General features: G+C 61.4%; 20 protein-coding genes and 1 riboswitch. Of the genes, 8 read left to right on the forward strand and 12 right to left on the reverse strand.

All coding sequences use genetic code 11. From position 1 onward, the window contains the following. The first annotated feature begins 16 nt into the window (after positions 1–16). From alr to SRB521_RS06240, 3 genes are all read left to right on the forward strand, one after another. On the forward strand, positions 17–1,144 hold the full coding sequence (gene alr, locus SRB521_RS06230) for an alanine racemase (protein ID WP_075704138.1): 1,128 nt from the start codon (positions 17–19) through the stop codon (positions 1,142–1,144). Between the two features lie 200 nt (positions 1,145–1,344). Further along, a complete protein-coding gene (locus SRB521_RS06235; RefSeq protein WP_033116791.1) occupies positions 1,345–1,710 on the forward strand; it encodes a type II toxin-antitoxin system PemK/MazF family toxin in 366 nt (121 codons plus the stop codon). Positions 1,711–1,767: 57 nt separating this feature from the next. Then, entirely contained in the window at positions 1,768–2,304 is a 537-nt protein-coding gene (locus tag SRB521_RS06240; RefSeq protein WP_075704137.1) for a hypothetical protein, read from the forward strand. Between the two features lie 90 nt (positions 2,305–2,394). On the opposite strand, the gene dinB is transcribed toward SRB521_RS06240, so the two are convergent. Continuing rightward, positions 2,395–3,660 (reverse strand): DNA polymerase IV, encoded by a 1,266-nt coding sequence (dinB, locus tag SRB521_RS06245; RefSeq protein ID WP_075704136.1) that lies wholly within the window; start codon positions 3,658–3,660, stop codon positions 2,395–2,397. 142 nt (positions 3,661–3,802) lie between these two features. Further along, positions 3,803–4,492, reverse strand: coding sequence for an ECF transporter S component (locus SRB521_RS06250; protein ID WP_242976547.1), 690 nt, complete (start codon positions 4,490–4,492; stop codon positions 3,803–3,805). Between the two features lie 126 nt (positions 4,493–4,618). After that, positions 4,619–4,763, reverse strand: a riboswitch (FMN riboswitch). A 167-nt stretch (positions 4,764–4,930) separates the two neighbouring features. Between SRB521_RS06250 and SRB521_RS06255 the strand changes: the two genes are divergently transcribed. Beyond that, on the forward strand, positions 4,931–5,440 hold the full coding sequence (locus tag SRB521_RS06255; protein WP_075704135.1) for an SLOG family protein: 510 nt from the start codon (positions 4,931–4,933) through the stop codon (positions 5,438–5,440). 86 nt (positions 5,441–5,526) lie between these two features. Here the strand turns inward: SRB521_RS06255 and SRB521_RS06260 are convergent, their stop codons facing one another. The 10 genes from SRB521_RS06260 to SRB521_RS06300 form a co-directional block, all read right to left on the reverse strand. Next, positions 5,527–7,611, reverse strand: coding sequence for an ATP-dependent Clp protease ATP-binding subunit (locus SRB521_RS06260; RefSeq protein ID WP_207216003.1), 2,085 nt, complete (start codon positions 7,609–7,611; stop codon positions 5,527–5,529). Then, on the reverse strand, positions 7,509–8,030 hold the full coding sequence (locus tag SRB521_RS16320; protein ID WP_207216004.1) for a hypothetical protein: 522 nt from the start codon (positions 8,028–8,030) through the stop codon (positions 7,509–7,511). The genes SRB521_RS06260 and SRB521_RS16320 overlap by 103 nt, the downstream gene beginning before the upstream one ends. A 220-nt stretch (positions 8,031–8,250) precedes the next feature. Next, complete coding sequence (locus SRB521_RS06265) at positions 8,251–8,970, reverse strand: CvpA family protein (protein WP_033116796.1); 720 nt, start codon at positions 8,968–8,970, stop codon at positions 8,251–8,253. Between the two features lie 45 nt (positions 8,971–9,015). After that, positions 9,016–10,191, reverse strand: a complete 1,176-nt coding sequence (locus tag SRB521_RS06270; RefSeq protein ID WP_058117958.1) for a DUF5711 family protein — start codon at positions 10,189–10,191, stop codon at positions 9,016–9,018. A 24-nt stretch (positions 10,192–10,215) separates the two neighbouring features. Continuing rightward, positions 10,216–10,971 (reverse strand): tRNA pseudouridine(38-40) synthase TruA, encoded by a 756-nt coding sequence (gene truA / locus SRB521_RS06275; RefSeq protein ID WP_033116798.1) that lies wholly within the window; start codon positions 10,969–10,971, stop codon positions 10,216–10,218. 11 nt (positions 10,972–10,982) lie between these two features. Next, positions 10,983–11,792 carry an energy-coupling factor transporter transmembrane component T family protein gene (locus tag SRB521_RS06280; RefSeq protein ID WP_058117957.1) on the reverse strand — a complete coding sequence of 270 codons (810 nt, stop codon included), beginning with the start codon at positions 11,790–11,792 and terminating at the stop codon, positions 10,983–10,985. Then, positions 11,792–12,658 (reverse strand): energy-coupling factor transporter ATPase, encoded by an 867-nt coding sequence (locus SRB521_RS06285; RefSeq protein ID WP_033116800.1) that lies wholly within the window; start codon positions 12,656–12,658, stop codon positions 11,792–11,794. The genes SRB521_RS06280 and SRB521_RS06285 overlap by 1 nt, the downstream gene beginning before the upstream one ends. Before the next feature lie 76 nt (positions 12,659–12,734). Continuing rightward, positions 12,735–12,983 (reverse strand): hypothetical protein, encoded by a 249-nt coding sequence (locus SRB521_RS06290; protein ID WP_058117956.1) that lies wholly within the window; start codon positions 12,981–12,983, stop codon positions 12,735–12,737. Next, entirely contained in the window at positions 12,977–13,843 is an 867-nt protein-coding gene (locus SRB521_RS06295) for an energy-coupling factor transporter ATPase (protein ID WP_116721976.1), read from the reverse strand. The genes SRB521_RS06290 and SRB521_RS06295 overlap by 7 nt, the downstream gene beginning before the upstream one ends. Positions 13,844–13,887: 44 nt before the next feature. Continuing rightward, a complete protein-coding gene (locus tag SRB521_RS06300) occupies positions 13,888–14,754 on the reverse strand; it encodes a class I SAM-dependent methyltransferase (RefSeq protein ID WP_116721977.1) in 867 nt (288 codons plus the stop codon). Positions 14,755–14,915: 161 nt separating this feature from the next. On the opposite strand from SRB521_RS06300, the gene SRB521_RS06305 reads away from it, so the two are divergent. The 4 genes from SRB521_RS06305 (at position 14,916) to SRB521_RS06320 (ending at position 20,262) form a co-directional block, all read left to right on the forward strand. Continuing rightward, entirely contained in the window at positions 14,916–15,617 is a 702-nt protein-coding gene (locus SRB521_RS06305; protein ID WP_058117953.1) for a hypothetical protein, read from the forward strand. Positions 15,618–15,726: 109 nt separating this feature from the next. Next, positions 15,727–16,473, forward strand: coding sequence for a ClpP family protease (locus SRB521_RS06310; protein WP_058117952.1), 747 nt, complete (start codon positions 15,727–15,729; stop codon positions 16,471–16,473). A gap of 184 nt (positions 16,474–16,657) precedes the next feature. Next, positions 16,658–17,503, forward strand: a complete 846-nt coding sequence (locus SRB521_RS06315) for an undecaprenyl-diphosphate phosphatase (protein WP_058117951.1) — start codon at positions 16,658–16,660, stop codon at positions 17,501–17,503. A gap of 62 nt (positions 17,504–17,565) precedes the next feature. Beyond that, positions 17,566–20,262, forward strand: a complete 2,697-nt coding sequence (locus tag SRB521_RS06320; RefSeq protein ID WP_116721978.1) for an FtsK/SpoIIIE family DNA translocase — start codon at positions 17,566–17,568, stop codon at positions 20,260–20,262. Position 20,263 lies beyond the last annotated feature (1 nt).

Consider the following 20,263-nt stretch of genomic DNA (forward strand, 5'->3'; position numbering starts at 1 on the left):
GAAAGAGGCCAGAGAAATGGACGATGTACAGAAGCGGACGTGGGCGGAGATCGATCTCTCCCGTCTGGAGCACAATTACCGGGCGCTGCGGGCGCTGGCGGGGCCCAAATGCAAATTTTTAGGGGTGGCGAAGGCCAACGCTTATGGCCACGGGGCGGTCCCCGTGGCCCGCAAGCTGGAGAAGCTGGGGTGCGACTACCTGGCCGTGGCCTGCCTGGATGAAGCCGTAGAGCTTCGGGAGGCGGGGGTGAGGACGCCCATCCTGATCCTGGGCCCCACTGCGCCAGAGTATACCGGCGAGCTCTTGGACCGGGATCTCACCCAGACGGTGGGGGATGTGGAGACCGGGTTGGCTTTTGCCCGCGGCGCCGAGGCCCGGGGCGGGACGCTGAAGGTCCACCTCAAGGTGGACACGGGCATGTCCCGGCTGGGCTTTCTCTGCAACGAGGCGTCCATGGACGCCTCCGTGGCGGACATTGCCCGGATCTGCGCGCTGTCCGGCCTGCGTGCGGAGGGAATCTTTACCCATTTTTCCGATGCCGACGGCAGCGAGGAATACACCATGTGCCAGTTCACACGGTTTCTCGATACGCTGGACAAGCTCGCCGCCCGGGGCGTGCGCTTTGAGATTCGCCATTGCGCGGCCAGCGCCGCTGTGTTAAACTACCCCTGTACCCACTTGGATATGATTCGCCCCGGCATCGCCCTTTACGGCCACTATCCGGCGCCGGATATGGAGCACACTTGTCCGCTGCTACCAGTGCTCTCCCTCAAATCCAGAGTGGCGGCTGTCAGAGCGCTGCCCGCCGGTACACAGGTGAGCTATGGCCGCACCCACACGTTGAAACGGGACAGCCTGCTGGCGGTCTTGCCGGTGGGCTATGCAGACGGTTTTTTCCGCCTGTTCTCCGACCGACTTGCAGTGGAGCTCCGGGGGCGGAGAGCCCCCCTGGTGGGACGGGTCTGTATGGACCTGTGCATGGTGGACGTCACGGACATTCCCGGCGTGGTCCCCGGTGATGTGGCCACCCTCTACGGGGACAAGACGCCGGTGGAAGCGGGCGCGGAACTGGCAGGCACCATTCCGTACGAGCTCCTGTGCGACGTGTCCCCCCGTGTGCCGAGGGTCTATAGGGGAGAATAGGGTCCCCAAGCGCCTGGCGCGCATACAATGGACCGGGAGGCATAGCATCGGGCAGGCGGCGGGAAGACCATCCGCTTCCTGATATTTCAAGACAAGTGTATAAATCCCGCCGCCCCGTGGGAGAATCATAGTGACGGCGTTACATAGGCTTCCGCCTGAGGTGACGCTGGTAACTATCTTCCAGCGGAGTGTGAGCATGAGTGGATAACAGCGTGAAACGCGGTGACATTTTTTACGCCGATCTGAGCCCTGTGGTGGGCAGCGAACAGGGGGGTGTCCGTCCGGTCCTTATCGTCCAAAACGACACAGGCAACCGGCACAGCCCTACGGTGATCGCCGCCGCCATCACATCCCAGACCGGCAAGGCCAAGCTCCCGACGCACATTGAGCTGGCCGCCATGAATTACGGCCTGCCCAAGGATTCCGTGGTCCTGCTGGAGCAGATCCGGACTTTGGATAAAAAACGGCTGAGAGAGAAGATGGGTCGGCTGGACGACAAGCTGATGCATCAGGTGGATTCCGCCATCGCAGTGAGCTTCGGCCTGCACCCCGAACAATTGGTATGAGGAGAAAGGGCCGTCCCCGGCGGGCGGCCCCCTCTGCCCCTGACTTGGAGGTTACATATGAGAAAGCCAATGAACCCCGTTTTGACCGCAGTCGCTGTATCGGGCGCCCTGTCGCTCCTGCTCGGGGCCGCAGCCGGAACCCAGACAGACCCGCTGGTCACCCTGAGTTATCTCAACGATGTGAATACGCCCGCCATTCTCAAAGAGGTGGACGCCAGGCTGGACACGAGGGAGCAGGCCCTGGTGGACAAGCTCAACGCCTCCATTTCCCAGTATGAAAAGGATATGGAGGAGCAGTTGGCCGCCGCCGGCGGAGGAACGGCGTCCTCTTCCGCCGTCTTTGCCGTGGTGACGGTGAAGGCCGGGCAGAAGCTGCTGGGCGGTGTGGGCTGTGAATTCCTGCTCCGCAGCGGGAGCGCCGTCTGTGTGGCGGCTTCGGCGCCGGGGCTTATCGACTCCACCGATGGAGCTACCCTGGCAAGCGGTGGCGCTATACAGCCCAACCACCTCTATCTTTCCACCGCAGAGGGCCGGGGGCTCCAGGCGGGCAGTGACGCGACGGTCCTGGTGCGGGGAAGCTACCAGATCTCCTGAGGAGAAACGGGGCGTGCTGATTTCCACCTCTGCGAAAGATTTTAATTGAACCGGGCGGAGGGGAGGCAATTTGCCTCCCCTCCGCCCGGTTCAATGTCCATCCCTCCCCCGGCTGCCGCCCGGGGGAGGGATGCTCCCGGCGTGACCGGGAGGATGATCGATGTCCTCGCCCACTGTGGCGGCGGGAAGAATGGACGCCTTGCCATATTTGCTGCGGATCCCGTCCACCGTATGTTCCAAGCGCTCCCGCCTTTGCCGCTGGGGTGTGGTGTCGGTGCGGAACAGGTCCAGCTGCTCTGTGACCTCCCCTTCGGGGACCAGATTCTGCCCGGTGATGGTAAGGGCGCGTATAGGTGCCTTGGGGTTCCAGGCCTCCCGGATGAGGGCCATCGCCGCGCGGCTGATATCCCGGGAAACATAGCTGGGAGAGCCCAGCCGTTTCTGGCGGCAGATATCCCTGAAATTTGGGTCCCGGACGGTCACCTGTACGGTGGAACATTTCAGCGCATATTTGCGCAGGCGCATGGCCACGCTGTCCGAAAGGAGGGCTACGCCGGTGTGGATGTCCTCCCATCCCAGCAGATTGCGGCGGAACGTAATGCCGTTGCCCACGGATTTAGGGGGAGGGGACTCCCCGGCGCGGGTGACCGGACTATGCTCCAATCCAGCGGCGTAGTCGTAGAGCTGCCCTCCCTGCTTGCCCAGCAGGCGGACCAGCCCCTCACGGCCGAAGGCCGCCAGATCGCCGATGGTGCGTACGCCATATTCCTGGAGCACCTTGTCGGCCGCACGGCCGACAAACAGGAGGTCCGTGACCGGAAGGGGCCAGACCTTGGCCGGTACGTCCGCCCGGGTGATGACCGTGGTGGCGTCGGGTTTTTTCATGTCGCTGCCCAGCTTGGCAAAGACCTTGTTGAAGGAGACGCCCACCGAGATGGTGAGGCGCTCCTCCCGGCGGACCACCGCCCGGAGCTTGTCTGCAATATCCCGTGCGTCACCGCCGAAGAGGTGCATGGAGCCGGTGATGTCCAGCCAGCTCTCGTCGATGCCGAAGGGCTCTACCAGATCGGTATAGCGCTCATAAATGGCGTTGATCCGTCGGGAGACCCGGCGGTACTCCTCATGGTGGGCGGGAAGGAGAATGAGGCCGGGACACTTTTTCCGGGCCTGCCAGATGGTCTCCGCCGTTTTGACCTGGAAGCGTTTGGCCGCTTCGTTTTTTGCCAGGATAATGCCGTGCCGGCTCTCCGGATCTCCGCATACGGCCACCGGCTTGTCCCAGAGGTCGGGCCGGTCCCGTAGCTCTACCGAGGCATAAAATCCGTTGAGATCACAGTGCAGTATGGTCCGCTCCATGGCGCTCCCTCCCCGTAAGAGTATAGCACAAAGACGAGAAATGGTCAAACGAATGTTCTATACCAAAAAACTCCAGATAGGCAAGACAAAAACGGTGGGCCCGACTGCGGTCGGGCCCACCATTTGTGGGGAGCTGCATTTTTCAGATGACGTCCATCAGCACCAGCGCCAGCAGGACAAAGGTGGCCATCAGGGCCAGGGAGAAGAGCAGATAGCCCGCGCTGGAGCGCCGGGGCTGAGAGTGCTCGGAGGCCGGGATCAGATTGGCGCGGCGCAGGGCGGTGACCACGGGCTTATAGAGCAGAAGGGTAGTGGCCATGTTCATGCCGCCCTTGACCAGATTGAAGGGGAGGAAGACAGGCACCAGCATGGCGGCCACAGCTTCCCGCGGCAGGCCCTGATAGATGGGGGTGATGAGGTAATTCCACAGCAGCATCACGCCCGTCAGCATCAGTACGCCCAGCCCCAGCCCCAGGATTGCGCCCCGCATGGTGTGGCGGCGCTTATAGACGAAAGAAGCGGTGCAGCAGAAGCTGCAGGTGGCCAGCACGTTCATGACGAAGCCGATGGGACCGGTATGGCTGATGGTGACCATCTCCACGAAGGCCACCACAATGGACACCGCGGCGGCGGCCACAGGGCCAAAGGTAAAGCCGCCGATGCAGATGATGACATCCTTGAAATCGAAATCCAGGAAACCGTTGACACTGGGTAGCAGCTTGGAGAGCAGCATCACCACATAGGCGATGGCAGAGAGCATGGCCAGGGTGGTGACCGTCCTGGTGTTCATTGCGGGACGGGCGCTGGTTTTGGTCAGGGTGGGTTCGGACATAAAAATATGCGCTCCTTTCAGGCGCGGCCTTTTCTCCCGGCCGCGCCCCCATGTAGTAGAAAACACCTGAAAGACGGAATGTCTTCCAGGTGTTAAAAACAAACATGGGGAAAGGTGCGCGTTTTAACACATCTTCTTCCATCCAGACTTCGCGCCGCCGATTCAAAGCGCGTCACTGTCGGTCCCGGAGTTCCACCGGATCAACTGTGCAGAAACACAGGTCGCGGACTATACCGCCGATCGGGATTTTCACCCTGCCCTGAAGACATTTTCGATTCAGTTGTTTTCTCTTCCTTTATTATACATGGGTCCGGCAAAAATGCAACCCCCTTTTTTGTATTTTTGAAAAACAAATGTTCGATAAACATTGACTTGCCAGCCGGGATATACTAGAATAAAAGAAACAAAATAAGGGCGGGGCGCCCCGGGAGGTATGATGTGAAGAGAGAGCAGAGCTGCTGTTTTACCGGCCACAGGCCGGACAAACTTCCATGGGGGGAGAATGAGTCCGATCCCCGTTGTCTGGCGCTGAAAAGGCGGCTGGAGGGGGAATTGACGCAGGTATACAATCGTGGGTACCGACATTTCATCTGTGGTATGGCCCGGGGGTGTGACCTCTACTTCTGCGAGGCCGTGCTGGAGCTGCGGAGCCGCCGTCCGGGCATCACGCTGGAGGCCGCCATCCCTTGTGAGGAGCAGGCGGCCCGCTGGCGGGAGCGGGACCGGAGCCGCTATTTCAGACTGATGGAGCAGTGCGATTTTGAGACCATGGTCCAGCACCGGTACACCTCCGGCTGTATGCAGCGCCGGGACCGGTACATGGTCGACCACGCCGGACTTTTGATCGCAGCCTACGACGGCATGACGCTGGGCGGGACCATGTATACCCTGACCTATGCCATGCGGCAGGGGCTGGAGACCCTGATCCTGGATATCGAACGAAAATAGCAAGAGGGCCCCGGACCTTATGATCCGGGGCCCTCTTTCACACAAGTGAAAGACCGCTGGGCCGTGCGCCACGCGGAAAGAGCTGGTTACAGCGCCAACAGTTCGATTTTACTGTCATTGGCGGAGGCCTTTAACTGGGTAATGGGGGACATATAACTCTCGATGATCTTGGTGGCGATGGGGTCCTCCAAGTCCTTTTGAACCTGCCGGCGCAGGTTTCGGGCGCCGTAAGCCACCGAGTAGGAGGTCTTGACCAAGTGCTCCAGCACGCTCTCGTCCCAGGAGAAGGAAATCCCCTTCTCCCTGAGGTTATCGGTGAGCTCGCCCAGCATGATCCGGGCGATGGACTTGAAGTTCCCCTCCGTAAGGCGGTTGAAATAGACCACTTCATCCACGCGGTTGATGAACTCAGGACGCAGGAAGCCCTCCAGAGCTTTCATGGCCTTGTCCTTGCCCTGCTCATTGGCGGTGCGGCCAAAGCCCAGGGACCCCATGCCCTTGTCGCTGCCGGCGTTGGAGGTCATGACGATGACAGTATTCTCAAAGTTCACCACACGCCCCTGGGCGTCGGTGATATGACCGTCGTCCAGGATCTGGAGCATGATGTTGAGGACATCCGGGTGCGCCTTCTCAATTTCGTCAAAGAGAATGACGCAGTAGGGCTTGCGGCGCACCTTTTCGGTCAGCTGGCCGGCCTCGTCGTAGCCTACATAGCCCGGAGGAGAGCCGATGATACGGCTGACGGCGAATTTCTCCATAAACTCCGACATATCCAAACGGATGAGAGATTCGGGGGAATTGAACATATCCTGTGCCAGGCGCTTGACCAGCTCGGTTTTTCCCACGCCGGTGGAGCCTACAAAGATGAAGGAGACAGGCTTGCGCTTGGAGGCGATGCCCACCCGGCCGCGGCGGATGGCGTTGGCCACCTCATGGACGGCTTCGTCCTGGCCGATGATATGGGTTTTGAGCCGCTCCTCTAGGTGGGCCAGGCGTTCGTATTCCTGCTCCTGGATCTGGCTGGCGGGGATCTTGGTCCACAGCTCGATGACCCGGGCCAGGTTTTCCACCGTGAGGGCGGGGGTGCACTGGTCGGCCAGACCGTCTTTCTCTGCGCTGAGCTGGAGCTCCTGGCTCTTCAGTACAGCCAGCCTTTGGTAGGCGCGCTCGCTGTTGGCCCGCTCCAGGTTGGATTTTTCCTGTGCCACCAGATTGAGCTGCTGCTGGAGCTCCGTCAGCTTGGCCTGCCGGAGCTCGGGCTCGGCGTCGTTGGGGGTGGAGTCCAGCTTTTCCTTCTGCTGGAGAAGGGTGGTCTCCCTGCGGCGGAGTTTGTCAAAGGCTTCGCCGGATTTGTCATTGGCGGCCGCCAGCATGACCTCCCGCTCTTTGGCGATGTCGGCAAGCTCCTTGTCGATCTGCATGACCCGGGTGAGGGCCTTGTTGTGGAGGTTTACGTCGGAGCTGGCCTCGTCGATGAGGTCAATGGCCTTGTCGGGGAGGAAGCGGTCCGTGATGTACCGCTCGGACATCGTAACGGCCAGACGGCACATTTCGGGGGAGATGGTCACATGGTGGTAGTTCTCATAGTAGGGGGCGATACCCTTGAGGATGGCCACGGAGTCCTCAAGGGAGGGTTCATCCACCATAACAGGCTGGAAACGCCGCTCCAGGGCGGAATCCTTCTCAATGTATTTGCGATACTCGGTAAGGGTAGTGGCGCCGATGACCTGGATCTCGCCCCGGGAGAGGGCGGGCTTGAGGATATTGGCTGCGCTCATGGAGCCCTCGGCATCGCCGGCGCCCACCAGATTGTGGACCTCGTCGATGACCAGGATGATGTTGCCCAGCTTCTTGATCTCCTCAATGAGTCCTTTCATCCGGCTCTCGAACTGCCCACGGAACTGGGTGCCCGCCACCAGAGAGGTGAGGTCCAGCAAATAGACCTCCTTGTCCAACAGCTTGTAGGGGACGTTCCGCTCCGCGATGCGCAGGGCAAGCCCCTCGGCAATAGCGGTCTTGCCCACGCCGGGCTCGCCGATGAGGCAGGGGTTGTTTTTCTGACGGCGATTCAGGATCTGGACCACCCGCTCCAGCTCGGAGTCGCGGCCGACGATACGGTCCAGCTTGCCCTCTTGGGCGCGGTTGGTGAGGGAGATACAGTAGTTCTCCAAAAATTTCCGTTTGGCGCGCGGTCCTTGCCCGGCTTTTCCTCCCGCTGCTGGCGGGTCTGTTCCCCGCCGGGAGCGGGGCCGCCGGAGTCGGCGGGCGGCTGCCCGCCGAAAAGCTTATTGAGAAAGGGGAACGTGGCGGTCCGGCCCTCGTCGTCCTCGTCGGGATCGCCGTCCTCCTGGGGGAGAAGACCCTCCATACCCTCAGCGCCGCCAAAAGCCGACATCATCTCGTTGGTGAGACCTTCCAGGTCCTCGTCGTTGATGCCCATCTTCTGCATCATATCTTCCACGGGCTTGATTCCCAGTTCCTTGGCGCACTTGAGGCAGAGACCCTCGTTTTTGGTCTCTCCGCCCTCGATGCGTGTGACGAAAATCACGGCCACGTTTTTATGGCATCGGGAACAAAGTGTAGGCTGCATTTTGTTACTCCTTTTGGAGGATGGGTCGCACTGCATACACCCTCCAGTGTAGCTAAAGTAGCATGGAATTGTGAACTAGTGATGAATTTCGTGTGAAAACATTTAGGGTATGTTTGAGAACCGGGACAATGGCCGGCTACCGGGCGTTTTGACCGACGGGCAGTCTGGGAGCGGGAAAGGACCCGTCGATCGGATGCGCTTACAGGTCTTGAACAAGGGATCAAGCCGCGCGGGCGCCCAAGATCAAGGCCACCGGATTGGTGGTGAGGAAGAACTTGAGAAGGGTGGTCTGCTCCACCGTCTCCTCGGGGATGATGTGTCCCAGGTAGCGTATTACCCACGCACACAGGAAGAGAATGGCGCAGCCCTTGACGAGGCCCAGGAGCGCCCCTCCGGTCTTGTTGAGAAAATGGAGGCCGGGGAGGCGGGCGACCAGATCCAGGGCGTGGCTGAACACGGTCCAGGCCACCAGGACGATCACAAAGCCGGCGACAAAGAGGATCATGTAGGCCACCGTTTCGGCGATGGAAGCGGCCACGGCGGCGGCCGTGCTGGCGGCCACGTCGGTCATGCCCTGCTCCACCGCCTTGTCGATGGCGTCCACCGCGCTCTGATAGAGCCCCATATCCTTGAGGATATCCAGGATGTCTGCGAGGGGAACGTCAACAGATGCCTCGGGGAGCGCGCCGTCGGAGGAGGGAAGGGCCGCCTGCATCTGCTCCTCCAGCCGGGATTCGATGGCGGAGGCAAATTTGGGTTCCAGGTAGTCGGCCACCTTGGGGGCCAGCAGATCAGCAAGAAAGTTGCCGCCGATGAAGGCCACCAGGACGGCAACCAGGCCGCACAGGGATAGCAGGAGGCCGCGGGACGCCCCGTGGAGGGCGAAACCGGCGAGGATGAGCAGGATAACGACGTCAAAGAGGATCGCAGTGGTTGTCATGATTACACCTCGGTATCGATCGAAAGGGGAAGGAACTGGGACGGATCAGCCCGGAATATAGAGCCGGGCGGTCTCGCCGCCCACCAGAAAGGCGGTACCGTCGCTGCGGAGGACCACGCTGCGGGCGCCCATGGTATTTTCCAGCGCGTCATAGAGCTGAAGATCTTTGGTATAGAGGGTGAGCCCTGCCGCGGTGAGCACGGCCACATAGCGGCCGGAGGCGTCCAGGTCCAGCACTTGGTCCTCCAGGTCCAGAGAGGCCAGCTCCTGGCCGTCAGCGCCCACTGTGACCAGCGCGGCGCCGCTGCCGGCACGGTATTTACCCAGCAGCAGGGCGGAAAAGCCATCGCCATCCAAGGCGTAGTCCTTGAGGTAGCGCCCGGCATAGTCGTAGTGTACGGCGGCGGAACCGTCGGCCCGGGCCACGGAGAGACTGCTCTCACCCAACGCCCAAAAGGCGGAGCCGTCGGCACGGAGGTCCAGAATGGCGTTGTTGCCCAGAGAATAGGAGGCGAAGGGGACGTCGCCATCCAGCGCATAGAGATCCAGACCGCTTTCAAATACGTCCTCATTCTGTCCCACGGTGAGTACGGCCACGGTCTTGCCGTCGTCGGAGAGGAGGCCGTCAGTCACAAACCGGGTGGAAATCCGGATGCCCACCACCGGATGTCCGCCGCTGCTGTAAACGGTGACCACGCCCTTATAGCCGGACTCCCGGGTGGTGACCGCGAAGGAGCCGCCGGGGCCCATTCGGGCGGAGAGGATCTCGTGTCCCTGCTCCGTGTTCAAGACGAAGGAAGTGGAGCGGTCCTCGTAAGTATGGAGAACATTGCCGCCCGCGTCATAGATCAGCGCGGCCGAGCCGCAGGTATCCGCCACGGGCCTGTTGAGGGTGAGGGATTCATTGAGGTATTCAACGCCGCCGGAGGAGTAGAGCCGCACCCCGGCAGTGGACCATACCAACAGATCGTCTCCCACCTGGGAATAACCGCCCTTGCCCGCGCTGTCATACTGGAAGGACTCAGTCTGGCCCGAATCGCTCTTCTCCAGAGAGCGGTAGACGAACCACCGCCTGATGGAATCGAAGTTCAGCCTGTCACGGTAGACCACCGCCGCTACCGCGCCCAGCAGAAGGGCTAGTGTGACCAGAAAGGCCAGCAGGCGGACAAAAATGTTCGGTTTTTTCTTCGGCGCCGGAGGGACCGGCTTCAGCTCTTCCATGTTATGCGCTCCTGTGCGGCGGGATTACAGTACGTCTTCGTCGTACCACAGTTGGGTCATATAGAGTCCGCCGGGTGGGACGGTGGGGCCGGCGGCGGTCCGATTCCTGCTTTCCAGGATGGCGCTCACGTCCTCGGGGGCAAACTTGCCCTCGGCGGCGTAAACGCAGGTACCCACCATAGCCCGTACCATATTGTAGAGGAACCCGTTGGCACATACCCGGCACTCGATGAGATCGCCGGTGCGAGTGATGTTGAAGTAGTGGACGGTACGCACCGGGGACCTGACCTCCGTGCCCACAGCGCGGACGGCGGAAAAGTCGTGGGTGCCCACAAAGCAGTCCGCAGCGCGCTGCATGATGGATTCGTCCAGATGTTTGGGATAGAACCAGGCTCGGTTGACATAAAAAGCATTTCCCAGCCTGGAGTTATAGATGCGGTAGGTGTACTCCTTCCTGAGACAGGACCCAATGGCGTTGAAATGCTCCGGTACCTCGGTGGCCTTGACCACCACGATATCGTCGGGAAGACGGGTGTTCACCGCCAGAGGGATGCGGTCCGTAGGAATGGAGGAACGGGTGTGGAAATTGGCGATATACACCTCCGCATGGACGCCGGCGTCCGTGCGCCCCGCCCCGGTACACTTGACGGGGTGGCACACCACCGTGGAGAGGGCCTTTTCCAGCGTCTCGGCCACGGAGACGGCGTTCTTCTGCACCTGCCAGCCGTGGTAGGCGGTGCCCACGTACATCAATTTCAGGGCAATATTTCTCTCCTGCATGGCGCCTCCCGTCAAAAAAGCGTCGTGCGGCGCAGCAGGATGACGACGGCCACCAGGACGGCGCTCCCCACCAGGGTGAGATAATCCCGCGCCTCGAACTTGAGTTGACGCAGGCGGGTGCGGCCCTCGCCGCCGTGGTAGCAGCGGCACTCCATGGCCACGGCCAGTTCGTCGGCCCGCCGGAAGGCAGAGATAAAGAGGGGGACCAGCAGGGGGACCAGGGCTTTGGCCTTCTGGAGGAGGTCTCCGGTGTCGAAGTCGGCGCCCCGCGCCTTTTGGGCGGACATGATCTTGTCGGTCTCCTCGATCAAGGTGGGGATGAACCGGAGGGCGATGGACATCATCATACTCAGCTCATGGACGGGGACCCGAACCTTTTTGAGGGGGCCCAGCAGCTTTTCCAGGCCGTCGGTGAGCATGATGGGAGAGGTAGTATAGGTGAGCAGGAAGGTGCAGGTGATGAGAAGGGTGATGCGCAGGATCATGAAGAAAGCGGCCCACAGACCCTCCACGGTGATCTTCAGAAACTTCCACTGCCAAATGGGGTCGCCGGGAGTGTAGAAGATATTGAGGATGGCGGTGAGCACGATGATGAAAAGGATCGGCTTCATGCCACGCAGAATGGTCTTGAGATGCACTTTGGAGACGGCGATGGCGCAGGCCAGTACCGCCAGAAGGAGCCCATAGGCCAGAAGTCCCTTGGCGGTGAAGAGGGCCACGATATAGAGCACCACGAAGAGCAGCTTGGTCCTGGGGTCCAGCTTGTGGATGACGGTGGAGCCAGGAAAGTATTGGCCCAGTGTAATGTCCTTCAGCGCCATTACCTCGCCCCCTTTCGGGCCAGGCAGTCGCGAACGGCGGCCTTGGCCTGCTCGATGGTATAGACGGAGGGATCGACGTCTACGCCCATGGCCTTGAGCCGGTGGAAGACCCGGGTCACCTGGGGAACGCCCAGACCCATCGCTTCCAGCTCATCCCCGTGAGCAAAGACCTCTCTGGGCGGGCCGGAGAAGGGGATACGCCCGCCGCTGACCACGACCAGGCGGTCCACAGTGCGGGCCACCTCCTCCATGGAGTGGGAGACCAGGATAATGGTGGCGTTTTTGGCCCTGTGATAGTCGCGGATGTTGCCCAGAATGGATTCCACGCCCACAGGGTCCAGACCGGCGGTGGGCTCGTCCAGCACCAAAACGGCGGGCTCCATGGCGATGACGCCGGCAATGGCGACCCGGCGCTTCTGGCCGCCGGAGAGCTCGAAGGGGGACTTTTCCAGCACCGGGTCGGCAAGCCCCACAAAGGCTGCGGCGTCCCGGACCCGACGGTCAATCTCCGCCTCGTCAAGCCCCATGTTGCGGGGGCCGAAGGAGATATCCTTGTAAACCGTCTCCTCAAAGAGCTGGTACTCCGGATACTGAAAGACCAAGCCTACCTGAAAGCGGGTCTGGCGGGTGCGCTCCTTGGTCTCCCAGATGTCGCGCCCTTCGAAGAGGACCCGGCCCGAGGTGGGCTTCAGCAGGGCGTTCAAATGCTGGATCAGAGTGGACTTGCCGGAACCCGTCCGGCCGATGATGCCGAGATATTCCCCGCGGTAGGCGGTGAAGTCCACATCCACCAGGGCGCCGTGCTCGAAAGGGGTGCCGGCGGAGTAGATGTGGCTGAGCTTTTCCGTCTGAATGATCGCTTCCAAAGGAAATCAGTCCTAACGTTATAGTGGTGCACGCCCGGATATGGGTCGCGCCCTAGAACGAGAAAATGCGCAGTGGTTACGGTTGTTCCAATTGATTCACGCATTCACGCAGAGAGGAGATTTGGGCTTCCAAGAGGCGGACACGCCGCCAAAGAGCGGCGATAAGCCCGCCGACAGCGGTGAGAATCAGGCTGAAGAATATCCTGGCGCCTAGGGAGAGATAGAGTTCAAAGGTGTAGCCGCAAATGGTAAATACAAATATAAATGTTAGAAAAAGGATAATACAGATTCCGGCCAGCGGGTGAAAGCTTGGGTCGCTCAGCATGGGGGATTCGCTCCTTCCTTCTCCAGAAGGCGATATAGCGCCTGGGCACACTCTTCGTCGGAGAGGGCGTCCAGGGGCAGCGCCAGCCCCTCCTGCCGGAGTTCATAGCACAGCTCCACCGTCTCGGGGACGGTGAGCCCCACGGCCTTAAGGCCCTCCACGTCGGCAAAGACCTCTTTGGGTGTGCCGTCCGCCACCACATGGCCGCCGGCCATGACCACCAGGCGGTCCGCCTGGGCGGCCTCGTCCATATGGTGGGTGATGAGGACCACCGTGACGCCGGCCCTCCGGTTGAGCTGCTTGACGGTATCCATGACCTCTTTGCGGCCCACGGGGTCCAGCATGGCGGTGGGCTCGTCCAGCACGATGCAGCGGGGGCGCATGGCGATGACGCCGGCAATGGCGACCCGCTGCTTTTGGCCGCCGGAGAGCAGATGGGGGGCATGCTCCCGAAATTCATACATACCCACCGCCTTCAGCGCGTCGTCCACGCGCCGGCGGATCTCGGCGGGGGGGATGCCGAGGTTTTCGGGGGCGAAAGCCACGTCCTCCTCCACCACGTTGGCGACGATCTGGTTATCCGGGTTTTGAAAGACCATACCCACCGTGCGGCGGATATCCAGCAGCAGATTGTCGTCGGCGGTATCCATGCCGCTGACAAATACCTTGCCGCCGGACGGCAGCAAAATGGCGTTCATATGCTTGGCCAATGTGGACTTGCCGGAGCCGTTATGCCCCAGCACGGCGACAAAGGACCCCTCCTCGATCTCCAGATTCACGCCGTCCAGCACCACGGGGGAGACGCCTTCGGCAGTGGTGTAGGAGAAGTGAAGGTCCTGTGTTTGAATGATACTGCCCATAAAAAGACTCCTTTGATGGAATGGGGACCTGCCGGATATGCAGCCTAGCGGTCGGCCACCCAGCGCCCGGTGGCCCCGGCTGGAAGGACCAGGCCGCTGTCGGTAACGGGGAGCCCCAGCTCACCGCTGTCGGTATGGCCGCCGTGGCGCTTTGTGACCACCGTTTCCAAAATATAGGTGAGCACCGACGGAGCAAGCCCTGTGGTGTAGGAGTTGATCAGAAAGAAAAGGGGCTCTTTGGAGAGTACGCCCGCCACCAACTCCACAAAGGGATAGAGGTTGTCCTCCAGCTTCCAGACCTCGCCGGAAGGGCCGCGCCCATAGGAGGGGGGGTCCATGATGACGGCATCGTACCGTCGGCCCCGTCGAATCTCACGCTCTACAAACTTGCCGCAGTCGTCGATGATCCAGCGGATGGGCGCGCCCTCCAAGCCGGAAAGCTTGGCGTTCTCACGGGCCCAGCTCACCATGCCCTTGGCGGCGTCCACATGGCACACCGAGGCCCCCGCGGCCGCGCAGGCCACGGTGGCTCCGCCGGTATAGGCAAAAAGATTGAGCACGGAGATGGGGCGGTTTGCCTTGCGGATGCGCTCCATGCAGAAATCCCAGTTGGCGGCCTGCTCAGGGAAAAGGCCGGTGTGCTTGAAGTTCATGGGTTTGACCTGAAAGGTGAGGTCCCGATAAGCGATCTTCCACTGCTGGGGCACATCCTTCTTTTCCCACTGGCCGCCTCCGGTGGAGGAACGGGCATATCGGGCGTCGGGACGGCGCCACAGCGGGTCCTCTCTGGCAGTGTCCCAGATGGCCTGGGGATCGGGCCGCACCAGGATGCAGTCTCCCCATCGCTCCAGCTTTTCCCCTCTGCCGCAGTCGATGAGCTCATAGTCGCGCCATTTATCCGAGACCCACATACCTCTGGTCCTCCCTGTTTCCATGCAAATCGCTTGATTATATCATAAAAAAAGGAGGGGGTCAATTCTTACCGCAACGAGGAAATCCCGCAGAAAACATTGAGTTGGGGCGGGAAATGTGGTAAAATAGCAAAATCAGAAGAAACGGGAGGTAACGTCCTATGAATCCAGCCGAAAACTCCTTTCGGACCGCCGTTGTGGGCGGGTTTAACCGTCAGGACGTCCTGAACTATATCGAGTCCAGCGCAAGGGAGTCCAAGGAACGGGTCGCCGCGCTGCAAAAAGAGGCGGAGGAGGCCAAACAGGCCGGAGAGGCTGCCCGCAGAGAGGCCGATGCCGCCAAGGGGCGCGAGGATGTGCTGAAGCGGGACCTGGAGCGGCTGCAGAAGGCGGAGGCAGAAAAGAGCGCCTCTCTGGAGAGCGCCCAGTCCGATCTGGAGCAGGTGCGCCGGGAATTGGCGGAGCTGCGGGAAGCACTGGGTGCCCTTAAGGACAAGGCGGCCCGGTGGGAGAGCGGCGCGAAGGCCTATGCGGAGCTCAAGGACCGCACCGCCACCATTGAGCTGGAGGCCCACCAGAGGGCCAGGGCCATTGAGAGCCAGGCCGAGGAAAAGGCGAAAAAGGTCCGTACGGCGGCGGAACAGATCCTGTATAAAGTGCAGGCGGGCTACGGACGCCTGCGGGGAGATGTGGATGCCACCATTACCCATGCCTCCGGCGAGATGGACCGGGTGGACAGGGCGCTGGAGCAGGTGCGCGCCGAGTTTGCTGAGCACGACGCGGCACTGGAGCGTCTCCTCCAGTCCTGCCGGGAGTGTACCGGCTGTAAGGCGCCGGAGCCCCTTCCTCTGGATGACAAGTAGCGCTGAAAGGGCGGGCCGAAAAACGGCCCGCCCTTTTCATAGACCGCCGGCGGTTATTTTTTCGCAAAACGGTACAAACTGACCCAAATGAGATTTGGGAGGTTTTTCTATGGACGAGACCAGACAGAGGCAGGAGACCGGGGGAGAGGACGCCGAGGAGCGGGACAGCCGGCAGCAGCAGATCGTGGATATGGGCTCCGCCACCATCAAAACGGAAAAGGGGACCATCCACACGCTCACCATTGTGGGACAGATCGAGGGGCACCAGATCCTGCCCCCCACCAGCAAATCCACAAAATATGAACATGTTATGCCCTTGCTGGCCTCGGTGGAGGAGAGCGACGAGGTGGACGGACTGCTTATCCTGCTCAACACGGTAGGGGGAGACATTGAGGCGGGGCTTGCCATTTCAGAACTCATCTCCAGCATGCGGAAGCCCACGGTCTCCCTGGTCCTGGGCGGCGGGCATTCCATCGGGGTGCCCCTGGCGGTGTCGGCCAAGGTCTCCTTCATTGCGCCATCCGCGGCCATGACCATCCACCCGGTCCGCCTGTCCGGGACGGTCATCGGTGTCAGCCAGACCTTTAACTATTTCGAACGGATCCAGGACAGGATCATTACGTTTGTCACCCGTAATAGCCGCGTGAAGCGGGAGGACTTTACGAAGCTGATGCTCCAGACGGGGGAACTGGCGGCCGACATAGGCAGCGTGATCTATGGAGAGCAGGCGGTGCAGTTGGGTCTCATCGACCGCATCGGCGGCCTTGCCGACGCGCTGGAGTGCCTGCACGGCATGATCGAAGAGGAGCGGCGGGAAAAGCAGACGCCTCTGGGGTCTGGCAAAAGCCGCGTGTGAGCCCGGCGCGCGGCAGCGCAGGCAGGACACGCGAGCTCCTTCGGATGGTCAGGCAGGCGGGGCCTCCCAATCGTGTGGGAGCTCCGCATAAAATGCTGGAAATGTTTTGCCCCGTGTGGTAATATACTTTTGTATGCCCATCGGACATGTCCGGCGGGACTTTATTTACCTAGGGGGAACCGTTGTGAGTTACCTGTTTTCCGTTGCCATGGGCTTTCTTCAGGGCGTGGCGGAGTTCTTGCCCATTTCCAGCTCCGGCCACCTGGCCCTGTTCCAGTATTTTTTCGGCGGACAGAATCCGGAGGAGACCGACCTCCTCTTTACGGTGCTGCTCCATTTTGGAACACTGGTGGCCGTATGCGTCTACTACTGGCAGGATGTTGTGGATATGATCCGGGAGTTTTTCCTGGGAATCGGATCTCTGTTTTCCCAAAAGGGCGGCAGGGCCGCGCCGCCCCCGCCGGCCCGTCGTCTGGTGCTGATGATCGTTGTGGCGACCCTGCCCTTGTTCGCGGTCCTGCCCGTGAAAAGCAAGGTGGAGGCTGCTTTTACCAACGTGATTTTCGTCTCCGTCGCCCTCATAGCCACCGGCTTTCTTCTGTTTTTTTCCGATCGGGTCGCACAGGGCCGAAAGACAGCCAGAACTGCGACTATAAAAGACGCGCTCTTGGTGGGCTGTGCGCAGGCGGTGGGAACTCTGCCGGGCATCTCTCGGGCCGGCTCCACCATCTCAGCCGGGATGCTCTGCGGCTTTGAGCGCAGCTTCGCCGTCCGCTTTTCCTTCCTGATGTCTCTGCCCGCCGTGTTCGGCGCCAATCTGCTGGAGCTCATCGACGTGGCAAAGGAGGGCGGCTTTCAGATGGAGCTGCTGCCCATGTACCTGGTGGGCATGGCGGTCTCCGGCGTGGTGGGATACTTTGCGATCCGGCTGGTAAACCTGCTGGCGGACAAAGGTAAATTCGGAAAATTCGCCTATTATTGCTGGGCGGTGGGCCTGATCTCCCTGGTTGCCAGCTTTTTTGTAAAATAAAGATGAAATCACAGCGCGGCCACGGCAGATCCGCGGCCGCCGGCCCCTGAAAGGATGATTCCATGGCCTCTACACAAAAGAAGAACACAGGAGGGAAGCGCGCTGCCTCCTCTTCCGGAAAGCGGACAAGCGGCGCCACGGCCCGGAAGGGGAGCGGGGGCCGCCGGTCGTCGGCTGCGCCTCAGCCCAAGCCCATCCGCCGGGAGGTGGGGGCAGTGGTCTGTCTGCTGCTGGCCTTCTTTGCCGCCTTCGGTTATTTCAACATCAAGGCCCTCTTCATTGACCTCTTTTGCAGCCTGCTCAAGGGACTCTTCGGTTACGGCTTCTGGCTGGTGCCGCCCATGCTGGCGGTGGCCAGTTACATATTGGCCTTCCATCGGGGGCGGCCCGTACGGCTGCGGCTGTGGTGCGCCCTTCTGACCCCGCTGGTCATGGGCGCGATTCTGCACCTCTTCCTCTACAAGGGGGAATTCGCCATGGGTCTGGAGGGGATACAGGGACTTTGGACCCAAGGGCTGGAGGTCAAGTGCGGCGGTGTGGTGAGCGGTCTCATTGCCGAGACGCTGGTGCTGGTATTCAGCAGAGTTGGCGGCGGCGTCATTCTCATTTTGGGACAATGCCTGATGTTCCTGGGAGCCTTTCACCTGTCGGTGGTGGACATCGTGGATGCGTTCCGGAACCGCCCCCGTCCTGTGTACGAATACGAAGAGGAAGAGGAGACGCCTGAGCCGAAGCCGGCGCGGCGAAAGCCGGTTCCGGTGGAGGAGCGGCGACGCGCCGCCATTGATATCCCGGTGGATGACGGACCGGTCCCCCCGCCTGAGCGACACCCTGAACGCCCCTTCACACCCCAAAAAGAGCGGTTTTTCAATCGGAAAGCCGGCGTGCTGCCGCCCGACCAGGTGCTGACCGGCGGAAAGCCCATGGATGCGAAAGCACCTGAGGCGGCACCCGAGACGCAGTCCCCCGCGTCCGAGGAGGCAGGGATTGAGGTGCAGCCGATCCCTGTGCCGGAACCCGCAGCCGCTGAGCCCCCAGCGCCTGTTCAGGCCGAACCGGAGGTCCCCCCGATGCCGGAGATCGAGCGGGAACCGGCCGTAGAGAAGGTGACGCCCAAGGAGGCGCGGGCGGCGGCGGCCGAGGTGAGCCGGGACATTGAAAAAGGCATGGTGGAGGCTGTGCCTGCGGCCTACCAGTATCCGCCGGTCTCTCTGCTGACGGAGGGCGGCGGCGAGGTGGGGACCAGCGCGCAGAATGAGCTGAAAATGAACCAGGAGCGGCTGTCCGATACGATCCGCTCTTTCGGCATCGAGGCGAGGATTTCAGACGTGACCCGCGGCCCCTCGGTCACCCGGTACGAGGTGGAGCTGGATCAGGGCGTCCGGCTCAACAAGCTCACCAACCTTGCCGACGACATTGCCCTGGCGCTGGGGGCCACCGGCGTGCGCATCGCCCCCATCCCGGACAAGATCGCGACGGTGGGCATCGAGGTGCCCAACAAGTTGGTCTCTCCCGTCCATATCCATGAGGTCATCGACTCCAAGGCATTCCGGGATCACGCCTCCAAGGTGGCCTTTGCCGTGGGCAAGGACATCGGCGGAAACTGCATCGTAGGCAATATCGCAAAGCTGCCGCATCTGCTGATTGCCGGTACCACCGGCTCCGGTAAGTCGGTGTGTACCAACTCCCTGATCATTTCACTCCTCTACAAGGCTACGCCGGAGGAGGTCCGCCTGATCATGGTGGACCCCAAGATGGTGGAGCTCGGTATTTACAACGGGATTCCGCACCTGCTGATTCCCGTGGTCACCGATCCCAAGAAGGCGGCGGGCGCCCTGCAATGGGCGGTCAGCGAGATGATGAAGCGGTACCGGGCCTTTTCCGAGGTGGGTGTCCGGGATCTGGCGTCCTATAATGTCCATGCAGCCAAGACCGAGGGGATGGAAAAGATGCCCCAGGTGGTGGTGGTCATCGACGAGCTGGCTGACCTGATGCTGGTGGCCGCCAAGGAGGTGGAGGAATCCATCTGCCGGGTGGCCCAGATGGGCCGTGCCGCCGGAATGCACCTCATCATCGCCACCCAGCGGCCCTCCGCCGATGTCATCACCGGCCTGATGAAGGCGAACATTCCCAGCCGGATCGCCTTTGCCGTGGCCTCTGCGCTGGAGTCCCGCATCATTCTGGATACCACGGGGGCGGAAAAGCTGGTGGGCCGCGGCGATATGCTCTATTTCCCGCTGGGTTCCGGAAAGCCTCTCCGTGTCCAGGGCTGTCTCATTTCCGATGAGGAGGTGGCGTCCGTGGTGGAGTTCATCAAGAGGCAATCCACTGCCGAGTATGACGAAGAGGTCATTCACGAGATCGAGCAGCACGCCGCCGAAAAGGACAAGCAGGGCAAGGGGGTGGGAGGCTCGGCCCCCGAAGAGGTGGGAAACGACTACGATGAGCTCCTTCCCGCCGCCATTGAGGTGGTGGTAGAGACGGGGCAGGCATCGGTCTCCATGCTCCAGCGCCGCCTGAAGCTGGGCTACTCCCGCGCCGCCCGGCTGGTGGATCAGATGGAGGAGAAGGGGATCGTAGGCCCCTTTGAGGGCTCCAAGCCGCGGCAGTTGCTCATTACCAAGGAGCAATGGCAGGAGATGCAGTTCAAGCAGGGGCTGGTGGACGCCGCTCCGGAGCCCGTACCGGATGAACTGGAGTTCGAGGGGGATGCGGTGCCCCAGAGCCGGGAACTGCCTCCCTTTGATTTGGAGGATTGAG

Origin of the sequence: Intestinimonas butyriciproducens (assembly GCF_004154955.1) — a bacterium.
Lineage (GTDB): Bacteria > Bacillota > Clostridia > Oscillospirales > Oscillospiraceae > Intestinimonas > Intestinimonas butyriciproducens.

Bases quoted from the DNA above. Each gene is read 5' to 3' on its own strand.
- SRB521_RS16320 (WP_207216004.1), bottom strand. From the start codon at position 8,030: ATGCAGCCTACACTTTGTTCCCGATGCCATAAAAACGTGGCCGTGATT.
- SRB521_RS06300 (WP_116721977.1), bottom strand. From the start codon at position 14,754: ATGTGGGTCTCGGATAAATGGCGCGACTATGAGCTCATCGACTGCGGC.
- SRB521_RS06240 (WP_075704137.1), top strand. From the start codon at position 1,768: ATGAGAAAGCCAATGAACCCCGTTTTGACCGCAGTCGCTGTATCGGGC.
- SRB521_RS06265 (WP_033116796.1), bottom strand. From the start codon at position 8,970: ATGACAACCACTGCGATCCTCTTTGACGTCGTTATCCTGCTCATCCTC.
- SRB521_RS06250 (WP_242976547.1), bottom strand. From the start codon at position 4,492: ATGTCCGAACCCACCCTGACCAAAACCAGCGCCCGTCCCGCAATGAAC.
- SRB521_RS06320 (WP_116721978.1), top strand. From the start codon at position 17,566: ATGGCCTCTACACAAAAGAAGAACACAGGAGGGAAGCGCGCTGCCTCC.
- dinB (WP_075704136.1), bottom strand. From the start codon at position 3,660: ATGGAGCGGACCATACTGCACTGTGATCTCAACGGATTTTATGCCTCG.
- SRB521_RS06280 (WP_058117957.1), bottom strand. From the start codon at position 11,792: ATGGCGCTGAAGGACATTACACTGGGCCAATACTTTCCTGGCTCCACC.
- SRB521_RS06270 (WP_058117958.1), bottom strand. From the start codon at position 10,191: ATGGAAGAGCTGAAGCCGGTCCCTCCGGCGCCGAAGAAAAAACCGAAC.
- alr (WP_075704138.1), top strand. From the start codon at position 17: ATGGACGATGTACAGAAGCGGACGTGGGCGGAGATCGATCTCTCCCGT.
- truA (WP_033116798.1), bottom strand. From the start codon at position 10,971: ATGCAGGAGAGAAATATTGCCCTGAAATTGATGTACGTGGGCACCGCC.
- SRB521_RS06310 (WP_058117952.1), top strand. From the start codon at position 15,727: ATGGACGAGACCAGACAGAGGCAGGAGACCGGGGGAGAGGACGCCGAG.
- SRB521_RS06305 (WP_058117953.1), top strand. From the start codon at position 14,916: ATGAATCCAGCCGAAAACTCCTTTCGGACCGCCGTTGTGGGCGGGTTT.
- SRB521_RS06290 (WP_058117956.1), bottom strand. From the start codon at position 12,983: ATGCTGAGCGACCCAAGCTTTCACCCGCTGGCCGGAATCTGTATTATC.
- SRB521_RS06295 (WP_116721976.1), bottom strand. From the start codon at position 13,843: ATGGGCAGTATCATTCAAACACAGGACCTTCACTTCTCCTACACCACT.